The organism is Candidatus Binatia bacterium, assembly GCA_036563615.1.
GTDB lineage: Bacteria > Desulfobacterota > Binatia > UBA12015 > UBA12015 > DATCMB01.
This window is the reverse complement of the sequence record DATCMB010000023.1, coordinates 164,044-180,651: the sequence shown is the minus strand read 5'-3', so window position 1 is coordinate 180,651 and position 16,608 is coordinate 164,044. Positions and strand designations below refer to the sequence as shown.

Here is a 16,608-nt window from a genome sequence, read left to right as displayed (position 1 = left end):
GAAGAACGTCAGTTGGGCGCGCGCTCGGGGCGCTCCGGGGGGTTCCTACGCTCGTCGCCGGCGCGCGCGAGGCCGCTCGACGGCTGCCCCGGGCGCGGCTTCTGGCTGAACGACGCCATCGCGCCGTGCAGCGGCCCCTCGGGTCCGCCGCATTCCGGTCGGCGCTCCTCCGCATCGTTGTACATGTCGTAGACGCAGGCGATGTCGATCTGCTCGCCGTCGGTGACGCGGATGATCTTCTTGCGCAGGCCGTCGTAGCCCGCGCGCAGCCTGCGCCCCTGCCGGTCGACGTCCTCGACCCACACCGGATGACGGTCGTCGAGCGGCCGCGCCTGGGCGCCGTCGGGCAGCGGCACGTCGACCTGCTCGAGCACCGTCGCGAAGATGCCGAGCGCCGAGATACGGCGGTCGACGCGCTCGCCGGCGCGCTCGCCGCGCGGATACTTGACGATGAGCGGGACGTTGACCGCGCCCTCGTACGGCGGCCAGCCGTGTCCGACGAGGTTCTGCTCGCCGAGCAGCTCGCCGTGGTCGGCGGTGACGATGATCAGCGCGTCCGCGTAGCGACCCTCGGCCTGCAGCGCGCCGAGCAGCTCGCCGATCGTGCGGTCGACCGCTTCGAGACCGGAGTCGTAGGACTCGGCCAGCTCGAGCCGCTCCTGGTCCGAGATGCCGCCGTGACGGGCGCGCAGGTTGGTGAGCTCGGCGCGCGACACGAGCTGCAGACCGCCTCCCTCGGCCGGCACCTTGGCGCGACGGAGGTCGTCGATGCCGACCAGCAGGAACACCGGCCCCGGACGCAGCGCGAGCCAGCGCGCGATCGCCGGGACGAAGCCCGCGGACTGCGCGAGCCGCGCGTCGTCGACCCAGTCGTCGAAGCCGCGGTCGAAGCCCAGGGTGCTCGCGAGATCGGTGCGCCCGGGCACGAACGCCGCGGTGCGCATGCCGCGCTCCCGCAGCAGCTCGGCGAGCGTCCGCGCCTCGGCGTCGATCGGCGCGACCCACTCCTCGCCGTCGCGGAACCGGCGCTCGGCGCCGTGGAACGAGGGCCAGCGTCCGGTGAAGAGCGCCGCGTGCGCGGGGACGCACCAGGTCGCGGGGCTGGTCGCGCGCTCGTAGACCACCGCGTCCTCGGCGAAGCGAGCGAGGTTCGGCATGCGACCGTCGCCGTCGAGCGCGCGACGCACGCGATCGGCGCGCAGCGAATCGACGACGATCAGGATCACGTCGGGGGGCGCGCTGCGGGGCGCCTTGCGCATCTCGCACGCGGCGAGCGCGCAGCCGAGCAGCACGGCGAGGATCGCCGATCCCAGAACGTTGCTGCGTCGGGGAGTCACGGCGCTCACAGACGTCGTTTACGGCGCGATATTTCATGGCTCAAGGGGATTTTGCGCCGCGACGCGAGGAGCGCAGCGTTCACGCGCGGGCGACGCTTGCGTCGTGCAGCCTGCAACCGGAGGATGGCGAGGTGAGCGCGTCGCGCTTCGAGAACCCGCCGGACGACGTCATCCGCGACATCCTCGCCACGCCGCGCACCGTGGCGGTCGTCGGCTGCTCGGCGGATCCGTCGCGCGACAGCCACCGCATCGCGCGCCTGCTGCAGCAGCGCGGGCACCGGGTCATCCCGGTGAACCCGATGGAGACCTCGTTGCTCGGCGAGACGTGCTACCCGAGCCTGCGCGACGTGCCGGAGCCGGTCGAGATGGTCGACGTCTTCCGCCGTCCGGAGTTCGTCGCCGGCGTGGTCGACGACGCGCTCGCGATCGGCGCGAAGATCCTGTGGCTGCAGCTCGGCGTGATCGACGTCGCGGCGGCCGAGCGGGCGCGCGCGGCGGGCCTGACGGTGGTCATGGACCGCTGCCCTGCCATCGAGTACCGTCGTCTCTTCTGACCGCTCGTTCCCGCGACATGCAGCGACCCGTCAAGATCAAGCCGTGGCGCCGGCTCGACACCGAGATGGTGTACCGCTGCCGGGTGTTCTCGCTGCGTCGCGACCGCAGCCTCTCGCCGCGCACCGGCTCGGAGCACGACTTCTTCGTCCTCGAGGCGTGCGACTGGGTGAACGTCGTGCCGCTGACCGCGCAGGAGGAGGTGGTGATGGTCCGCCAGTACCGGCACGGGGTCGGCGACTTCACCTTCGAGATCCCGGGCGGTATGGTCGACGACGAGGACCCCTCGCCCCGCGAGGCCGCGCGTCGCGAGATGGTCGAGGAGACCGGCTGGGACTCGGACGACCTCGTCCCGCTCGGCGCGCTGCACCCGAACCCCGCGATCCAGGGCAACGTGCTGCACACCTTCCTCGCGCGCGGCGTCACCAAGCTGCACGACCCGCGCTTCGACACCACCGAGGAGACCGAGGTCGAGCTCGTGCCGCTCGCCGACATCCCGCGGCTCGTGCGCGAGGGGATGATCACGCACGCGCTGGTCGTCTCGGCCTTCCACCTGCTCGACCTCTGGCGGCGCGAGCAGGGCCGCTGAGCGAGCGAGGCCGAGCGAGCCACGCCGAGCCGGGACGGGCCGCTGAGCGCGCCGCATTCGCGCGCAGCGCGCGCCGCGCGCGGCTCAGAACGGGAAGCCGAAGTTCAAGCGGATCGCGTCGAGGTCATTGCCGACGCGGTAGCTGATGCCGATGCGCGGGTTGCCGAGGACCGGCAGCTGAAACGGCGTCGACGGGTCGGCGCCGATCGAGATGCCGACCTCGTAGACGTTGTCGACCCGCAGCGACGCCTGCTGGACGCGGGTGAACTCGAGGCTCGGCGTGAAGTAGTACCAGATGAAGAACAGGCTCGCGTCGGGCTCGTAGTCCCACACCTTGAAGCCCAGCGGGTGACGCGCCTCGACGCCGGTCTCGAGCGCGCCGTAGGCCTCGGCGTCGGGATCGCTCGTGAAGTCCGCCGTGCCGGCGTAGATGAACGCGTTGCCGAGGCCGAGGGTCCAGCGGTCGACCTGCGTCTGCATGAGGCTGCTCACGCCGACCTGGTAGGTGTAGTACCAAACGTCGTCTTCGAGCTCGCGAAAGCGCTGCCAAGGTCCACCTTGGTCGCGGACGTAGACGCGCGTGTCGAAGGTTCCGCCGAAGCCCCAGGCGCCGATCATCGACACCGTCCACCAGTCGAGCACCGGGATCTCGAGCTTGAGCTTGGGCTCGGCGCTGAGCGTGTGCTGGCTCGCGCGCAGGCCGAAGGCCTCGTCGTCGAAGACGAAGGTCCCCTTGAAGTCGTAGTCGCCGTACTGGATCGGGAAGTGGATGCGCAGCCGCCAGTCGAAGAGCACGTCGTGCAGCACGTACTGGAGCGGAAGCGAGAACACGTTCACCGAGAGCCCGCCCACCCGGTAGCCGCCGAAGCCGAGCTGCGCCGCGTAGACGTAGTTCACCGACACGTCGAGCCCCTCGTCGGGGTCGACCTGCGCGGCGGCCGGGCGCGGGCTCGCGACCAGCAGGCAAATCGCGAGCAGCGTCGCGACGCCGAACGCTGCGATTCGGGACCTCTCCACCGGCCGTGCCACCTCCACCGCCAACCTGATCCTACGGCCGCGGGGCTCGCGCCCTTGAACCGAGGCTGATGGACCGCTCTTCGCCCGCCGCGTCCTTCGAGTCAACGCGCGAGGCCCTACGCTATTCGGCTGGCGCCCCTGGCCCCGACCCGGGTATGAGGGCGGGATGAACGAACGAGCCTGCCGCCCGTTTCTTGGGCACGACAACCGCGTGCTCCGCGCGCTCACCGGCGTGCTCACCGCCGCCGTGCTGACCCTCGTCGCCGTCGGCTGCAGCGACAGCGACTCCAGCAAGACCATCGACCTGATCGTCGAGCATCCCGACCGCTGCGACCCGCTCGACCAGCGGCACTGCTTGCTCCCCTTCCCGAGCAACTTCTTCACGCGTCCCGACCCGTCGACCGACACCGGGCTGCGCATCCACATCGAGCGTGCGTCGGCGATCCGCAACAAGGACGGCGTCCACGTCGACACCACCGAGTGGAACCGCAACGACGGCTTCAGCCCGGGCTCGCAGATCTCGACCTTCATTCCCGGCATCGACCTCGAGCGCACGGGTCTCGTGAGCGTCGCCAACATCGGCGGCTCGCTCGCCGAGGACTCGCCCGCGGTGATCCTCGACACCGTCACCGGCGAGCGCATCCCGTACTTCTCCGAGCTCGACGCGTCGGTCGAGAGCGACGACGCGCGCGTGCTCTACATCCGTCCGGCGCGCAACCTGAAGGAGGGACACCGCCACGTCGTCGCGCTGCGCCGCCTGCGCAACGCGAACGGCGACCTGATCCACGCGGGCGACGTGTTCCGCGCCTACCGCGACCGGCTGATCTCGAACGTGCCCGAGGTCGAGGCGCAGCGCGACCGCTTCGAGCGCATCTTCGCCGACCTCGAGGCGGCCGGCGTGGCGCGCGACGAGACGCTCTTCCTCGCCTGGGACTTCACGGTCGCGAGCCAGCGCAACCTGACCGAGCGCATGCTGCACATCCGCGACGACGCGTTCGCGCGGCTCGGTGATCAGGCGCCGAGGTTCACCGTCGACAACGTCGAGGAGAACGTCGACGAGTTCGTCGCCCGGCGCGTGTACGGAACCTTCGAGGTGCCTCTCTACTTGACGGGCGACGGCGGGCCCGGGACGCGCTTCAACTACGCGGGCAGCGACCTGCCGCAGGTGAACGGCACGTACGAGGCGGTGTTCCAGTGCATCGTGCCGCACGCGGCGCTCGCCGGACCGAACGGCAGCGCGGTGCCGGCGCGTCCCTCGGTGTACGGACACGGGCTCCTCGGCAGCGAGCGCGAGGTCGGCGCGGGCAACGTCCGGCGCATGGCGAACGAGCACAACTTCGTGTTCTGCGCGACCAAGTGGATCGGCATGTCCGAGGAGGACATCGGCAACGCGGTCGTCACGCTGGGCGACATCTCGAACTTCCCGACGATGGCCGACCGCCTGCAGCAGGGCGTGCTCAACACGCTCTTCCTCGGGCGGCTCATGATCCACCGCGACGGTCTGGTCTCGCACCCGGCCTTCCAGGCGAACGGCGAGGGCGTGATCGACCGCACGGCGCTGTTCTACGACGGCAACAGCCAGGGCGGGATCATGGGCGGCATCGCGACGGCGGTGTCGATCGACTGGACGCGCGCCGTGCTCGGCGTCCCGGCGATGAACTACTCGATCCTGCTGCAGCGCAGCGTCGACTGGGACACGTACCGCGCGATCTACGATCCGGCGTACCCCGACGAGATCGAGCGCGGCATCGGCATCCTGATGCTCCAGATGCTCTGGGATCGCGGCGAGGCGAACGGCTACGCGCTGCACATGACCGACGATCCGCTGCCCAACACGCCGCCGCACACGGTGCTGATGCACGTCGCTTTCGGCGATCATCAGGTTTCGCCCGACGCGGCCAACATCCAGGCGCGCACGATCGGCGCGCGGATCCACGAGCCCGCGGTGACGCCGGGACGCCTGCCCTACGTCGAGCCGTACTACTGGGGCATCGAGCCGATCCCGTCGTACCCGTACCACGGCTCGGCGATCGTCATCTGGGACAGCGGCGCGCCGGTGCCGCCGCTCGTCAATCTGCCGCCGCGCGAGGGCGAGGATTCGCACGAGGATCCGCGTGCGGATCCCGAGGCGCGCTTGCAGAAGTCGGAGTTCCTCAAGGTCGACGGCGCGGTGATCGACGTGTGCGGCGGCGGGCCGTGCTTCGCGGATCCGGTCCGCTGAGGAATCACAGCCGCTGGCACAACCGCTAGACGACGTGACGGGCGACAGCAGCCCTGCGCGATTTTCTCGCGCAGGGCTGCTGTACCGGACGCGAAGTCGTGCTATGCCCGGTCACGGTTGGTTCGTCGAACGAGTCGCGTACGGCGCAGAGTCGTTCCTGCCCGCACCGGTACTTGATCGCTTTCCTGCCTTCGTGGGCCACGAACAACGGCCTCTTTCAATCGCGGCTTGAAAGTAAAACCAGGGCCCGCAGCGAACCCCGCACGATTGGGAGACAGATTTCATGGGTAGGAAGCTGTACGTGGGCAATCTGCCATTCAGCGTCGACTCGTCGGCCCTCGAGCGCATCTTCGCCGACTTCGGAACGGTCGAGAGCGCGACCGTCGTCAGCGACCGCGAGAGCGGCCGCAGCCGCGGGTTCGGCTTCGTCGAGATGAGCTCGTTCGAGGAGGCCGAAGCGGCGATCAACGCGCTCAACGGCCAGCAGCACGGCGGACGCCCGCTCACGGTGAACGAGGCGAAGCCGCGTGACGACCGGCCGCGCGGCATGGGCGGCGGTGGCGGCTTCGGCGGTCGTGGCGGCGCCGGCGCCGGTCGCGGTCGCAGCGCGGGCGGCTTCGGCGGCGGCCGCGGCACCCGCTTCTAAGAAGAACTCCCAACGAAACGTGCGGTGCGGACGTCGCGGCCTCGCAGGAGGTCGTGTGTCCGCGACGCACGGAGAGGAAGACGCATGACGCGCGAGGAGCGCGAAGAGCTCGAGAAGCTCGCGGCCCTGCTGACCCGCAAGCTGGCCGTGGTGCTGGCCGGCGAGAACGGCTACCGCGAGATCGACTGTCCGGATTGTCGCGCGGCGGCGCGCGCTGCGCGTGCCGCACGCGACACCGCGACGCCGTCGGATTGCCCGACGTGCGCCGGCACGCGCCGCATGTGGTCGAAGAACGGCGCGCGCGACGCCGTGCGCCGCAACGACAAGGAGCTCATCGCGCTGCTCGGCAAGCCGCGTCCCGGCGCCGCGGCGCGCTGAGCGCGCGGCGCCGGGCGGCTGGTCGTTCGTTAGCACGCTTGCGTCACGCGCGGCTTCCGCGCGCGACGTGCGCGCGCGTCAGCGCGTCTCGACCTCGAAGGTCCAGGCCTTGCGCACCTCGCTGCGCGGCGCGAGGTACTCGTCCGCGAAGCGTCGGTGCTCGGGGTGCGCGCGGTAGGTCTCGAAGTCGGCGAGGCTCGCGAAGCGCACCGTGATGTTGACGTCCCACGACGCCTCGCTCGCGGCGTCGCCCGGGCCGCCCGTGGTGACCGACACCACGCCCGGCAGCGGGCGCAGCACCTCGAGCGCGCGCTGCGCGATCTCGGCGCGCGCCGCCGGGTTCGCGTACTCTTTCTTGAGCTTGACCAGGACGACGCGGTCGAACACGTCCGGCTCCCTCTACTTGCTGACCTTGGTCACCGGGATCCAGCGATCGATGACCGCCTGCAGCTCGCCGTCCTTCTGCCACTGCTCGATCTTCTCATCGAGCAGGACGCCGAGCGTGCCCGCGTCCTCCTTGCGGATCGCCCACGCCAGGTACTCGTCGGTGAGCGGCCGGTAGAGGCCGACGAGCTCGGGATCTTCCTTCGGCGGGCGGCCGACGACGCGCCAGACGGTCGGCGCGTCGTGGATGAAGTAGTCGACCTCGCCGCCGCGCAGGCCGGCGAGCGCGAGGTCGACCGAGTCGTAGGAGACGATCTCCGCCTCGTCGAGGTGCCGGCGCGCGTACGCCTCGCCCGTCGTGTTCTTCTCGACGCCGATCTTGCGCCCGGGCTTGCTCATCGCGTCCGGCGCCGACAGCTCGGCCATGTCCTTCTTGCGGATCAGCGCCATCTGGCCGACGCGCAGGTACGGATCGGTGAACGCGACCAGGTTGCTGCGCCGATCGGTGATCGACACGCCCGACATGACGACGTCGATCTTCTTGTCGCGCAGCGCGGGCCAGAGCTCGTCCCACTCGAGCTGCACGAAGGTGATCTTGGTCGGCAGCTGCTCGCCGAGCTTGCGCGCGAGATCCGCCTCGACGCCGACCACCTCGCCGTTCTCCTCGAAGATGATCGGCGGGTAGTTCGTCGCGACGCCGACCCTGAGCTCGGCCGGCGGCTTCGGCGCGGCGTCCGCGGCCGGCTTCTGCTCGGCGGCGAAGGCTTCGCCGACGGCGAGCGCCAGCGCCACGACCAGCGCCACCTGCAACCCGCGCGGCACGCGCCGCGAAATGAACGAATGACTCATCCTCGATGCTCCTCCTCCGCTACCCGACGCCCGCGGGACGCGGTCGTCCTTCAGGTGAAGCATGGAACCGATGCGCTCGTCCATGCCCTGGTGATGTCGCCCACCGTGACATCGCGCGCCATCCGCGCCACACTGGGCCTGTAGCCATGCCTGTTTCGAACCAGATCGAAGCCGACGCCGTCGGCATCGAGAACCTGTCGATCTGCCGCGCGCTGCGCCAGGCGGTGTTCGTCGACGAGCAGGGCGTGCCGGACGAGGTCGAGAACGACGGGCTCGACGAGTCCTGCACGCACTTCCTCGCCTGGGTGAGCGGCATGCCGATCGGCACCGCGCGCCTGCGCATCGTCGACGGCCAGGCGAAGGCCGAGCGCCTCGCGGTGCTCGAGGACTTCCGCGGCCACGGCGCCGGTCGCAAGCTGATGGACGTGCTCGAGCTCGGGGCGCGCGCGCAGGGCCTGCGCAGCGTGCTGGTGCACGCGCAGGAGCGCGTCGTGTCGTTCTACGAGCGTCTCGGCTACGTGGTCTGCGGCGAGCGCTTCGTCGAGGGCGGCATCCCGCACCTGCCGATGCGCAAGGAGCTGTAGCGGCTCGTCGCGGATCGCCGCGCGCCGTCGTCGCGCCATGCCGAGCGCTGGAGCGCGGCGCGCGCGACGTGACCGCCGCAGCGCTGCGGGCACGCTTCCGCTATCTCGTCGGCCGTGAGGCAGCCGACGACGGCCACGACGCCCGTGACGACGACACGCGAAGCGGGAGCGCGCCCGCGCGACGCACACGCGCCCTCACCGCTCGCGCTCGCGGACGCCGGCTGGATCCTCGCCGTCGGGCTTCTCGTCGCGCTCGTCCTGCGCCCCTTCCAGGACGCGCCGTTCGTCGACGACTGGGTCTACGCCTGGTCGGTCGAGGAGCTGCTCGCAGGGCGCGGGCTGCACATCCTCGAGTGGTCGGCGCACCCGAACGTCGCGCAGACCCTGTGGGGCGCGCTGTTCGCGTGGCCGGTCGGCTTCTCGTTCGTCGCGCTGCGCGTCTCGACCTGGGTCGCGGCGGTGCTCGGGCTGTGCGCGCTGCAGCTCCTGCTGCGCGAGCTCGGTGTCGCGCGCCGCGACGCGTTCCTCGGCACGGCACTCGTCGCGGCGAACCCCGTCTTCGTCGTGCTCGCGACGACGTTCATGACCGACGTGCCGATGGTCGCAGCCCTGCTCTGGGCGTCGCTCTGCTTCGTCGTCGCGCTGCGGCGGCGAAGCGACGCCTGGCTCGCGGCGTTCGTCGTGCTCGCGTGCGTCGCCTGCGCGGTGCGCGTCGTCGCGGTCGCGGCGCCGATCGCGGCGACGGTGACGCTCGCGCTGCACGCCGGCGCGTGGGGACGGCGCCCGCGGCGGCTCCTCGCCGCGGCCGCACCCGTCGTCTTCCTCGCGCTGCTCCTCGCGTGGAACGACGCGGTAGCGCTGCGCGTCGCCGACCTGTCGCACGTCGTCGGCTCGCCGACCTTCCGCAGGCGCTGGATCCTCGAGACGCTGTTCGGGCGTCCGGAGCTCACGCTGCAGGCGCTGCTCTTCGCCGCGGGCTCGGTCGGGCTCGCGCTCGTCCCGCTCGCGGCTGCGATCGCGGATCGCGCGACGCTGCGCCGCGCGCTGCCGGTGCTCGGCGTGCTCGCGCTCGCGGTCGTCGTCGCGTGGCTCGCGAGCGTCGACTGGCCGCCGCCGCTCGCGCCGACCTTCACCTGGACGTGGACCGAGCTCGGCGCGAGCGAGTCGCTGGTCGCAGGGAAGCCGGATCTCGTCGTGCCGGCGTGGGCGAGCGCCGCGGTGACCGTGGTCGCCTTCGTCGCCTTCGCCGTCGTGCTGGCGCTCGCGCTGCGACCGCTGCGCGCGGAGGAAGCGTTCCTCGCCTGGTCGGCCGCGGGTCACCTCGGTCTGATCGCGGTGCTGTGGCTGTTCTACGACCGCTACATGCTGCCGCTGCTGCCGCTGCTGGTCGCGCTCGCGCTGGCGGCGCGGCCGCGGCTGCGCCCGGGGGTCGCGCTCGCCGGCGTGATCGTCTTCGCGCTGGTGAGCGCGGTCGGCGTGCGCGACCACCTCGCCTACGGCGGCGCCTTGTGGGAAGGGGTCGCGCGGCTACGCGCGCGCGGCGTGCCGGACGCGCAGATCGACGGCGGCTACGTCGTCAACGGCTGGCTGCACTTCGTGCGCGAGCCCGACCAGCAGCCGCGCGCCGCCGACGGCCGCGTCGTCTTCCCGTGGCTCACCGACGAGGGAGGCATCCTCCCCTACCAGCTCGCGAACCAGCCGCTGCCGGGCTGGACGATCCTCGACCGCGTGCCCTACGAGCGCTGGCTCGGACGCTCGGGCGCGATCTACGTGCTCGAGCGCGCGCGCTGAGCGCGCCCCGTCAGCGGCGCTCGCCCTGGCCGCGCATCGCGCGGTACCAGACGAAGTCCGGCAGGTTGCGCATCACGAACGACACCGCGTTCCAGGGGAACACCGGCACCGTCGCCTCGTTGACGCCGCGCTCGATGAGGTCGGCCGCAGCGCGCGCGCCCTGCTCGGGGCTGACCAGGAACGGGCGCGACTTCATGTGCTGGTTGATCGGCGTGTCGATGTAGCCGGGCGCGAGCGTCGTGACCGTGATGCCTGTGCCCTGCACCTCGGCGCGCACCGCCTCGAGATAGGCGTTGAGCCCCGCCTTCGACGCCGAGTACGCGGCACTCCCCGGCAGGCCGCGGTAGCCCGCGACCGACGACACGCCGACGATCTGCCCGCCGCCCTGCGCGCGGAACAGCCGCACCGCCGCGTCGACCGTCGCCATCGCGCCGAGCAGGTTCGTGCGCATGATCTCGACGTCGCGCGCGAAGCCGTCGCCGCCGACCAGACGATGGCCGCCGATGCCGGCGTTGGCGACGACGAGCCGCACGTCGCCGACGCGCTGCGCGAGGCGCGGGATCACGTCCTGCACGGCGTCGACGTCCGTGACGTCGAGCACCTCGGTCTCGACGCGCGCACCCGCGGTGTCGCCGGTGATCTCGCGCCGCACCTCCTCGAGCTGCGCGCCGCGGCGCGCGCACAGGCCGAGCTGCCAGCCGCGGCGCGCCAGCTCGCAGGCGAGGGCGCGACCGATGCCGGAGGTCGCGCCCGTGATGATGGCGCCCTTGCTCACGACAGACGCTCGATCAGCGTCGCGTTGGCGAGACCGCCGCCCTCGCACATGGTCTGCAGGCCCCAGCGCGCGTTGCGGCGCTCGAGCTCGTGCAGCAGCGTCGTCATCAGCTTCGCGCCCGTGCAGCCGAGCGGGTGGCCGAGCGCGATCGCGCCGCCGTTGACGTTCAGGCGCTCGGGGTCCGCGTCGCGGAACTCGTCGAGCCACGCGAGCGGCACCGACGCGAACGCCTCGTTGACCTCGTAGAGGTCGATGTCCGCCATCTTGATGCCCGAGCGCTGCAGCAGCTTGTGCGTCGCCGGGATCGGCGCCGACAGCATGACGACCGGGTCGTCGCCCGCGAGCGTCATCGCGGCGATGCGCGCGCGCGGCTTCGCGCCGAGACGCTTGAGCCCGCGCTCGTTCACGATCAGCAGGGCTGCGGCGCCGTCGGAGATCTGGCTCGACGTGCCCGCGGTCAGGAGCCCGACCTCGCTGAGCGGCTTGAGCGCGCGCATGCCCTCCATGCTCGCGTCGCGGCGGATGCCCTCGTCGACGGTCATGGTCTCGGTGGTGCCGTCCTCGCGCGTCACCTCGATCGGCATGATCTCGCGCGCGAAGCGTCCCTCGTCGGTCGCGCGCGCCGCCTTCTGGTGGCTCGCGAGCCCGAAGGCGTCGAGCCGCTCGCGGTCGAGGCCGCGCTGCTGGGCGAGCATCTCGGCGCCGGCGAACTGGCTGAACTTGGCGCCCGGGTAGCGACGCTTCATGCCCTTGCCGTACGGCGCGCCGTAGCCCAGCTTGTGCCCGGCGATCGCGTTGCCGCCGATCGGCACCAGGCTCATCACCTCGACGCCGCCCGCGATCACGACGTCGTGCACGCCGGCCATCACCGCCTGCGCGGCGAAGTGCACCGCCTGCTGCGACGAGCCGCACTGACGGTCGACCGTCGTCCCGGGCACCGACTCCGGCAGCTTCGACGCCAGGATCGCGTTGCGCGCGACGTTCGCCGCCTGCGCGCCGACCTGGTTCACGCAGCCGAAGATGACGTCGTCGATCGCCTCGGGGTCGGCGCCGGTGCGCGCGATCAGCTCGTCGAGCACCGCAGCGCCGAGGTCGATGGGATGCCAGCCCGACAGCTTGCCGCCGCGCCTCCCGACGGGCGTGCGCACCGCGCCGACGATGTATGCCTGCTCCATGATTCTCCTCGCGGGTTGGTGCGCCGGACGAGGCTCGCCGGCGCGTGCACGGCGCTTCTACCGTGCGCGACGGCGCGCCGCGAGGGCGCTCGTGCGAGCGAGGATCGAGATCGAGGAGGCGTCGTCGGGCGACGCGCTCGTCAGGCGGCGCGCTCGGTCACGACGTCGAGCGGCGGCAGAGCCGGCACCTCGTCCGCCGGCGGGATCGGCCGGAAGCCGCGGCGCGCCGCGTGCAGCAGGACCTTCGCCGCGACGCCGGGCGAGAACAGCGCCGACGGCGGACGCAGCATGTTCACCACCTCGGAGACGCGCGTGCGCAGCGCGCGGTCGTCGTAGGTCGCGTGGAACAGCTCGTCCATGTAGCGCAGCGACCAGCTGAACCCGAGCGGCCGCTTGCCCGCGGTCGCCTTCAGGCGGAAGTCGGCGCCGGTCGCCATCGTCCAGGCGTCGCGCTGGAGGCGTGCCTGCGCGCGGAAGAAGCGGCGCGGGAAGTCGACGGCGCGCGCGTCGTGGCGCGCGAGGCAGTCGCCGAGGATGCGCGCCGACAGCGCTCCCGACGTCATGCCCTGACCGTAGACCGGGTTGAACGTGCACGCGGCGTCGCCGACGGCCACGAAGCCGCCGAGGCGCACCGGCCAGCGCTCGTAGTGCCGGTGCCGATTCGCCATCGCGCGGTACGAGTAGACCTTCGAGATCGGCGTCGCGCGCGCGACCGCCTCGGCGAGGATCGGCGAGCGCAGCTCGCGCAGCGCGCGCGTGAAGCCTTCCTCGTCGCTCGGCGGGTAGTGACCCGAAGCGCCAGCGATGGTCACGATCCACTGCCGGTTCTCGACCGGGAACAGCACGCCCGCGTACGACGACTCGGGGTGATCGAAGTCGAACTCGATCCAGATCGCCTTCCACCACCACTCGCTCGGCAGCTGCGCCGGCGCCGCGTACCAGCGCGTGCTGTAGCCGGCGTGCGAGTCGACCACGGTCTCGGCGGGCGGCTCGAAGCCGAGCTCGCGCAGCCACTCGGGCGCGTGCGACGAGCGTCCGCCGGCGTCGACGACCAGGTCCGCCGCGAGCTCTTGCTCGCCGTCCGGTCCGGAGACGCACACCGCGCGGATGCGACGCTCCGGTCCGTCGGTCGCGCGCAGCCCGGTCACCGTCGAGCGCTCGCGCACCTCGACGTTCCGCACGCGCCGGAGCGCTTCGCGCACGATCGATTCGAGCAGGTTGCGGCTCGCGAACAGCGTCGGCACCGAGCCCGGCTGACGCGGCGCCCAGCCCTCGCGTCCGAGCCGCGCGAACTCGAGCCCGAAGTCGATGCGCATCGCGCCGCGCGCGAGCATCGTCTCCTCGAATCCCGGAAAGAGACGCTCGAGCTCGGCGCAGCCGCGCGCGAGCAGCGTGTGCACGTGACGGCCCTGCGGCACGCCCGGACGTCCGAGCGGACCTTGCGGAAAGGCGTCGCGGTCGAGCACCACGACGCGCTCGAAGTGATCGGCGAGAACACGCGCCGCACACGATCCGGCGATGCTGCCGCCGATGACCACCGCCGTGCCGTTCTTCATCGGGTCGCCTTTCTTCGCGCGCCGCCGCGCACGACGCCCGGCTGACGTGCGAGCCCGTTGAGGATCAGATCGAGGCTGTGCTCGAGGGTCGTCTCGAGATCGAAGTCGCCCGCGCGGCGCGCCCACTCGTGCACCACCGCGAGGTAGGTCGACACCAGGACGGTCGCGGCGAGCTGCGGATCGACGCCGGCGCGGAGCTCGCCGGCCGTCTGCCCGCGGCGCACGACGCCCGCGAGCACCTCCGCGAAGTCGCGCGTCTGGTGCCCGTGGTGCTCGAGCGCCTCCGGGTGAGACATCACCTCGCGGACGACGAGCTGCACGACCTGCGGACGCTCGGACGCGCGCTGCGCGAGATGCCGGAACGCCGCTCGCAGCGCGGCGACCGCGCCGCCGCGGTGGCCGTCGAGGAGCTCCGCGAGCTCCTGCGTCATGTGGCGTCCGTACTCGACGAGCAACGCCGCCTTGCTCGGGAAGTGCAGGAAGAAGGTGCCGCGCGCGACGTCCGCCGCCTCGCAGACGTCGTCGATCGTCACCGCGTCGAAGCCGCGCGCAGCGAAGAGCTCGATCGCGGCGAGGAAGATCTCGCGCCGCGTGCGCTCCTTCTTGCGTTCGCGCCGCGACGCGGCGGTGGCCTCCACGAAGACCAGAGCATCACGTGACGCCGCCATAATGATGTACTCTAGTCTATTTTTGATCGCTGATGCAACATCCTCCGGTGTGCGCGGCTGCACGCCCGCGCGAGACGGGATATGACCGCCGCATGAGCATCTTCCGTCGATCCCCCGGACGCGGCGGGGCGCTCGCGCTGCTCCTCGCGTGCGCGCTGCCGACGCTGCTCGCGTCGTGCGCGGCGACGCGCTCCGGAACCGGTGCCGGCGGCGATGCCGCCGGCGGAGGCACCGGGCTCGTCATCGTCGACCTGCACGCCGAGCCGGCGAGCGACCCGTCGCTGGTCAAGCTCGTGGGCACCATCGTCAACAAGACCGACCAGCCGGTGAGCCGGCTGTCGGTGAAGGTCGAGGCGCGCGACGCTCAGGGACGAGCGCTGACCCGCGTCATCACCCCGTCGCTGTCCGACACCATCCCGCCGCAGGGCGGGACGGCGCTGTTCGAGGCGAACCTGCCGCGCAGCAACCTCGTGCACGACTACTTCGCCGAGGTGATGCCGCAGTAACGCGCGAGCGCGACGGCACGCGCGCCTGCCACGCGGGCAGCGAGTCGGCACCCGAGCGCTTCTGCTGCGGCGCCGTTGCGCTCACAGCGTCACGTACTGTGCGAGCAGCAGCGGCACGCCCGCGTAGTACGCGAGGCGCGCGATCAGCTCCGCGAGCCGTCGCGTGCGTCGCGCCGCCGCGTCGCCGCCCGCGGCGCCGACGAGCGACGCGAGCTCGACGACGGCGCGCCACGCGCTCGCGTAGAGCACGAGGTGCACCGTGGCCGTCAGCCAGTAGGCGAACGCGGTCCACGCCCACGCGACCGGGCTTTCGAGGTGCCACTGCCCCATGAGCCCGCCCCAGGCCACGCTCTGGTGCGCGTGGAGCAGCAAGCCCCCAGGCACGAGCGCGAACAGCGGATACTTGACGGCGAGGTGTCGCCAGGTCCAGGGGCCCGCCCAGGCCTTGGCGCGCGCCCACACGAAGACCAGCTTCGACGTCGCCTCCCGTGCCGACGCCACGCCGGCGTCGGCGAGCGCCTCGAGCAGCGGCGTCGGCTCGCGTGCCGCGAGCCCGAGCGGGAAGCGCTCTCCCGACTCGAGGCGCAGCACGAAGCCGGGCTCGGGAAGCGGCACGCGCCACGGCTCGACCGCGGCGATCGAGTCGAGCGCAACGTCGAACGCCTGCCCGCCGACCTGCACCTTCAGCACGCCGCGCTCGATCGAGATGCGCGCGCGCAGCGCGCGCCGCACGAGGTACGCAGCCACCCACGGCAGCAGCGCGAACGACGCGACCGCGCGCAGCACCAGCGACGACGGCAGCAGCGGGTCGATCGCCGCCTGACGGAAGAGCAGGACGACCAGCACGCCCGCGGCGATCACGAGCAAGCCGGCGCGCGCGAAGCGCAGCGGCGGCGGATAGGCGAGCGCGTCGAGCTCGCCCGAGCGCTCGGTCTGCGAGACGGCGGGCACGTCGCGACGCGGTAAGCAGACCGCCGCACGCCGCTCAACCGGCTCGGCGCGAGCGCGTGGCGACGGCGCCCGCGCCTGCCCTGCTACCACGCCGAGGATCGCGCGCTGCTCCACCGCGACGAGCGTCGCGTGGCGCTCCGCCACGACGAGGATCGCGCGCCGCGCCAACCGCGCGGCTCTCGACTCCCCTCGGCAGGCACGTCATACGGCGACATGGCCCCGAAGCGGCGCGCGTCCCGTCCAGCCGAGTCCAACCCGCGCACGCGGATCTACGCCGTCGTGCGCCGCATCCCGCGCGGCAAGGTCGCGACCTACGGTCAGGTCGCGCGACTCGCCGGCCTCGCCGGACACGCGCGCCAGGTGGGCTACGCGCTGCACGCGCTCGACGGGAACAGCGACGTGCCGTGGCACCGCGTGGTGAACGCGCGCGGCGAGGTGAGCCCGCGCTCCGCGCCCGGCTGGGAGGACGTGCAGCGCGATCTCCTCGAGGAGGAGGGCGTCGAGCTCGCGCGCGGTCGCGTCGACCTCGCGCGCTACGGCTGGAAGCCGCGCGCGCGCTGAGCGACCGCACGCGCGAAACGCAACGCCAGCGCGTTCGTCGCTTGACCGCGCGACGTCGCGCCGGCAAC

General features: G+C 72.1%; 18 protein-coding genes. 9 read left to right on the top strand and 9 right to left on the bottom strand.

The window, feature by feature from the left end; genetic code table 11:
• Positions 1-8 precede the first annotated feature (8 nt).
• Positions 9-1,337 (bottom strand): sulfatase, encoded by a 1,329-nt coding sequence (locus VIS07_22040; protein ID HEY8518201.1) that lies wholly within the window; start codon positions 1,335-1,337, stop codon positions 9-11.
• Between the two features lie 131 nt (positions 1,338-1,468).
• On the opposite strand from VIS07_22040, the gene VIS07_22035 reads away from it, so the two are divergent.
• Together VIS07_22035 and VIS07_22030 are read left to right on the top strand one after the other, a co-directional pair.
• Positions 1,469-1,891 carry a CoA-binding protein gene (locus tag VIS07_22035; GenBank protein HEY8518200.1) on the top strand — a complete coding sequence of 141 codons (423 nt, stop codon included), beginning with the start codon at positions 1,469-1,471 and terminating at the stop codon, positions 1,889-1,891.
• Positions 1,892-1,908: 17 nt separating this feature from the next.
• Positions 1,909-2,478, top strand: coding sequence for an NUDIX hydrolase (locus VIS07_22030; GenBank protein ID HEY8518199.1), 570 nt, complete (start codon positions 1,909-1,911; stop codon positions 2,476-2,478).
• Positions 2,479-2,562: 84 nt separating this feature from the next.
• Here the strand turns inward: VIS07_22030 and VIS07_22025 are convergent, their stop codons facing one another.
• Positions 2,563-3,495, bottom strand: a complete 933-nt coding sequence (locus VIS07_22025; GenBank protein ID HEY8518198.1) for a hypothetical protein — start codon at positions 3,493-3,495, stop codon at positions 2,563-2,565.
• Between the two features lie 166 nt (positions 3,496-3,661).
• On the opposite strand from VIS07_22025, the gene VIS07_22020 reads away from it, so the two are divergent.
• The 3 genes from VIS07_22020 (at position 3,662) to VIS07_22010 (ending at position 6,740) form a co-directional block, all read left to right on the top strand.
• Positions 3,662-5,716: a hypothetical protein gene (locus VIS07_22020; protein ID HEY8518197.1), complete on the top strand. Its 2,055-nt coding sequence runs from the start codon at positions 3,662-3,664 to the stop codon at positions 5,714-5,716.
• 283 nt (positions 5,717-5,999) lie between these two features.
• Entirely contained in the window at positions 6,000-6,362 is a 363-nt protein-coding gene (locus VIS07_22015; protein HEY8518196.1) for an RNA-binding protein, read from the top strand.
• A gap of 84 nt (positions 6,363-6,446) precedes the next feature.
• Entirely contained in the window at positions 6,447-6,740 is a 294-nt protein-coding gene (locus VIS07_22010) for a hypothetical protein (GenBank protein ID HEY8518195.1), read from the top strand.
• Between the two features lie 78 nt (positions 6,741-6,818).
• On the opposite strand, the gene VIS07_22005 is transcribed toward VIS07_22010, so the two are convergent.
• Positions 6,819-7,127 (bottom strand): Dabb family protein, encoded by a 309-nt coding sequence (locus VIS07_22005; protein ID HEY8518194.1) that lies wholly within the window; start codon positions 7,125-7,127, stop codon positions 6,819-6,821.
• Between the two features lie 12 nt (positions 7,128-7,139).
• Entirely contained in the window at positions 7,140-7,973 is an 834-nt protein-coding gene (locus VIS07_22000) for a transporter substrate-binding domain-containing protein (protein ID HEY8518193.1), read from the bottom strand.
• 146 nt (positions 7,974-8,119) lie between these two features.
• Here VIS07_22000 and VIS07_21995 point away from each other — a divergent pair, with 146 nt between their 5' ends.
• Both VIS07_21995 and VIS07_21990 read left to right on the top strand, forming a co-directional pair.
• Positions 8,120-8,557 carry a GNAT family N-acetyltransferase gene (locus tag VIS07_21995; GenBank protein ID HEY8518192.1) on the top strand — a complete coding sequence of 146 codons (438 nt, stop codon included), beginning with the start codon at positions 8,120-8,122 and terminating at the stop codon, positions 8,555-8,557.
• 144 nt (positions 8,558-8,701) lie between these two features.
• Positions 8,702-10,348 carry a glycosyltransferase family 39 protein gene (locus tag VIS07_21990; protein ID HEY8518191.1) on the top strand — a complete coding sequence of 549 codons (1,647 nt, stop codon included), beginning with the start codon at positions 8,702-8,704 and terminating at the stop codon, positions 10,346-10,348.
• Positions 10,349-10,358: 10 nt separating this feature from the next.
• On the opposite strand, the gene VIS07_21985 is transcribed toward VIS07_21990, so the two are convergent.
• From VIS07_21985 to VIS07_21970, 4 genes are all read right to left on the bottom strand, one after another.
• Positions 10,359-11,123: an SDR family NAD(P)-dependent oxidoreductase gene (locus VIS07_21985; protein HEY8518190.1), complete on the bottom strand. Its 765-nt coding sequence runs from the start codon at positions 11,121-11,123 to the stop codon at positions 10,359-10,361.
• Positions 11,120-12,298: an acetyl-CoA C-acetyltransferase gene (locus VIS07_21980; GenBank protein HEY8518189.1), complete on the bottom strand. Its 1,179-nt coding sequence runs from the start codon at positions 12,296-12,298 to the stop codon at positions 11,120-11,122. The genes VIS07_21985 and VIS07_21980 overlap by 4 nt, the downstream gene beginning before the upstream one ends.
• Positions 12,299-12,438: 140 nt before the next feature.
• Positions 12,439-13,854 carry an FAD-dependent monooxygenase gene (locus tag VIS07_21975; GenBank protein ID HEY8518188.1) on the bottom strand — a complete coding sequence of 472 codons (1,416 nt, stop codon included), beginning with the start codon at positions 13,852-13,854 and terminating at the stop codon, positions 12,439-12,441.
• The gene (locus tag VIS07_21970; GenBank protein HEY8518187.1) at positions 13,851-14,522 is read right to left on the bottom strand and encodes a TetR family transcriptional regulator; all 672 of its coding nucleotides are present in this window, start codon (positions 14,520-14,522) and stop codon (positions 13,851-13,853) included. Before VIS07_21970 ends, VIS07_21975 begins: the two co-directional genes overlap by 4 nt.
• A 92-nt stretch (positions 14,523-14,614) precedes the next feature.
• Here VIS07_21970 and VIS07_21965 point away from each other — a divergent pair, with 92 nt between their 5' ends.
• Positions 14,615-15,028, top strand: a complete 414-nt coding sequence (locus VIS07_21965; GenBank protein ID HEY8518186.1) for an FxLYD domain-containing protein — start codon at positions 14,615-14,617, stop codon at positions 15,026-15,028.
• Between the two features lie 81 nt (positions 15,029-15,109).
• Here the strand turns inward: VIS07_21965 and VIS07_21960 are convergent, their stop codons facing one another.
• Positions 15,110-15,979, bottom strand: a complete 870-nt coding sequence (locus VIS07_21960) for a hypothetical protein (protein HEY8518185.1) — start codon at positions 15,977-15,979, stop codon at positions 15,110-15,112.
• 213 nt (positions 15,980-16,192) lie between these two features.
• Here VIS07_21960 and VIS07_21955 point away from each other — a divergent pair, with 213 nt between their 5' ends.
• Positions 16,193-16,540 (top strand): MGMT family protein, encoded by a 348-nt coding sequence (locus VIS07_21955; GenBank protein ID HEY8518184.1) that lies wholly within the window; start codon positions 16,193-16,195, stop codon positions 16,538-16,540.
• The last annotated feature ends 68 nt before the right edge of the window (positions 16,541-16,608 follow it).

Excerpts from the sequence above, each read along its gene's own strand:
- VIS07_22030 (HEY8518199.1), top strand. The coding sequence starts at position 1,909 with ATGCAGCGACCCGTCAAGATCAAGCCGTGGCGCCGGCTCGACACCGAG.
- VIS07_22020 (HEY8518197.1), top strand. The coding sequence starts at position 3,662 with ATGAACGAACGAGCCTGCCGCCCGTTTCTTGGGCACGACAACCGCGTG.
- VIS07_22015 (HEY8518196.1), top strand. The coding sequence starts at position 6,000 with ATGGGTAGGAAGCTGTACGTGGGCAATCTGCCATTCAGCGTCGACTCG.
- VIS07_22010 (HEY8518195.1), top strand. The coding sequence starts at position 6,447 with ATGACGCGCGAGGAGCGCGAAGAGCTCGAGAAGCTCGCGGCCCTGCTG.
- VIS07_22000 (HEY8518193.1), bottom strand. The coding sequence starts at position 7,973 with ATGAGTCATTCGTTCATTTCGCGGCGCGTGCCGCGCGGGTTGCAGGTG.
- VIS07_21995 (HEY8518192.1), top strand. The coding sequence starts at position 8,120 with ATGCCTGTTTCGAACCAGATCGAAGCCGACGCCGTCGGCATCGAGAAC.
- VIS07_21980 (HEY8518189.1), bottom strand. The coding sequence starts at position 12,298 with ATGGAGCAGGCATACATCGTCGGCGCGGTGCGCACGCCCGTCGGGAGG.
- VIS07_21975 (HEY8518188.1), bottom strand. The coding sequence starts at position 13,854 with ATGAAGAACGGCACGGCGGTGGTCATCGGCGGCAGCATCGCCGGATCG.
- VIS07_21970 (HEY8518187.1), bottom strand. The coding sequence starts at position 14,522 with ATGGCGGCGTCACGTGATGCTCTGGTCTTCGTGGAGGCCACCGCCGCG.
- VIS07_21965 (HEY8518186.1), top strand. The coding sequence starts at position 14,615 with ATGAGCATCTTCCGTCGATCCCCCGGACGCGGCGGGGCGCTCGCGCTG.
- VIS07_21955 (HEY8518184.1), top strand. The coding sequence starts at position 16,193 with ATGGCCCCGAAGCGGCGCGCGTCCCGTCCAGCCGAGTCCAACCCGCGC.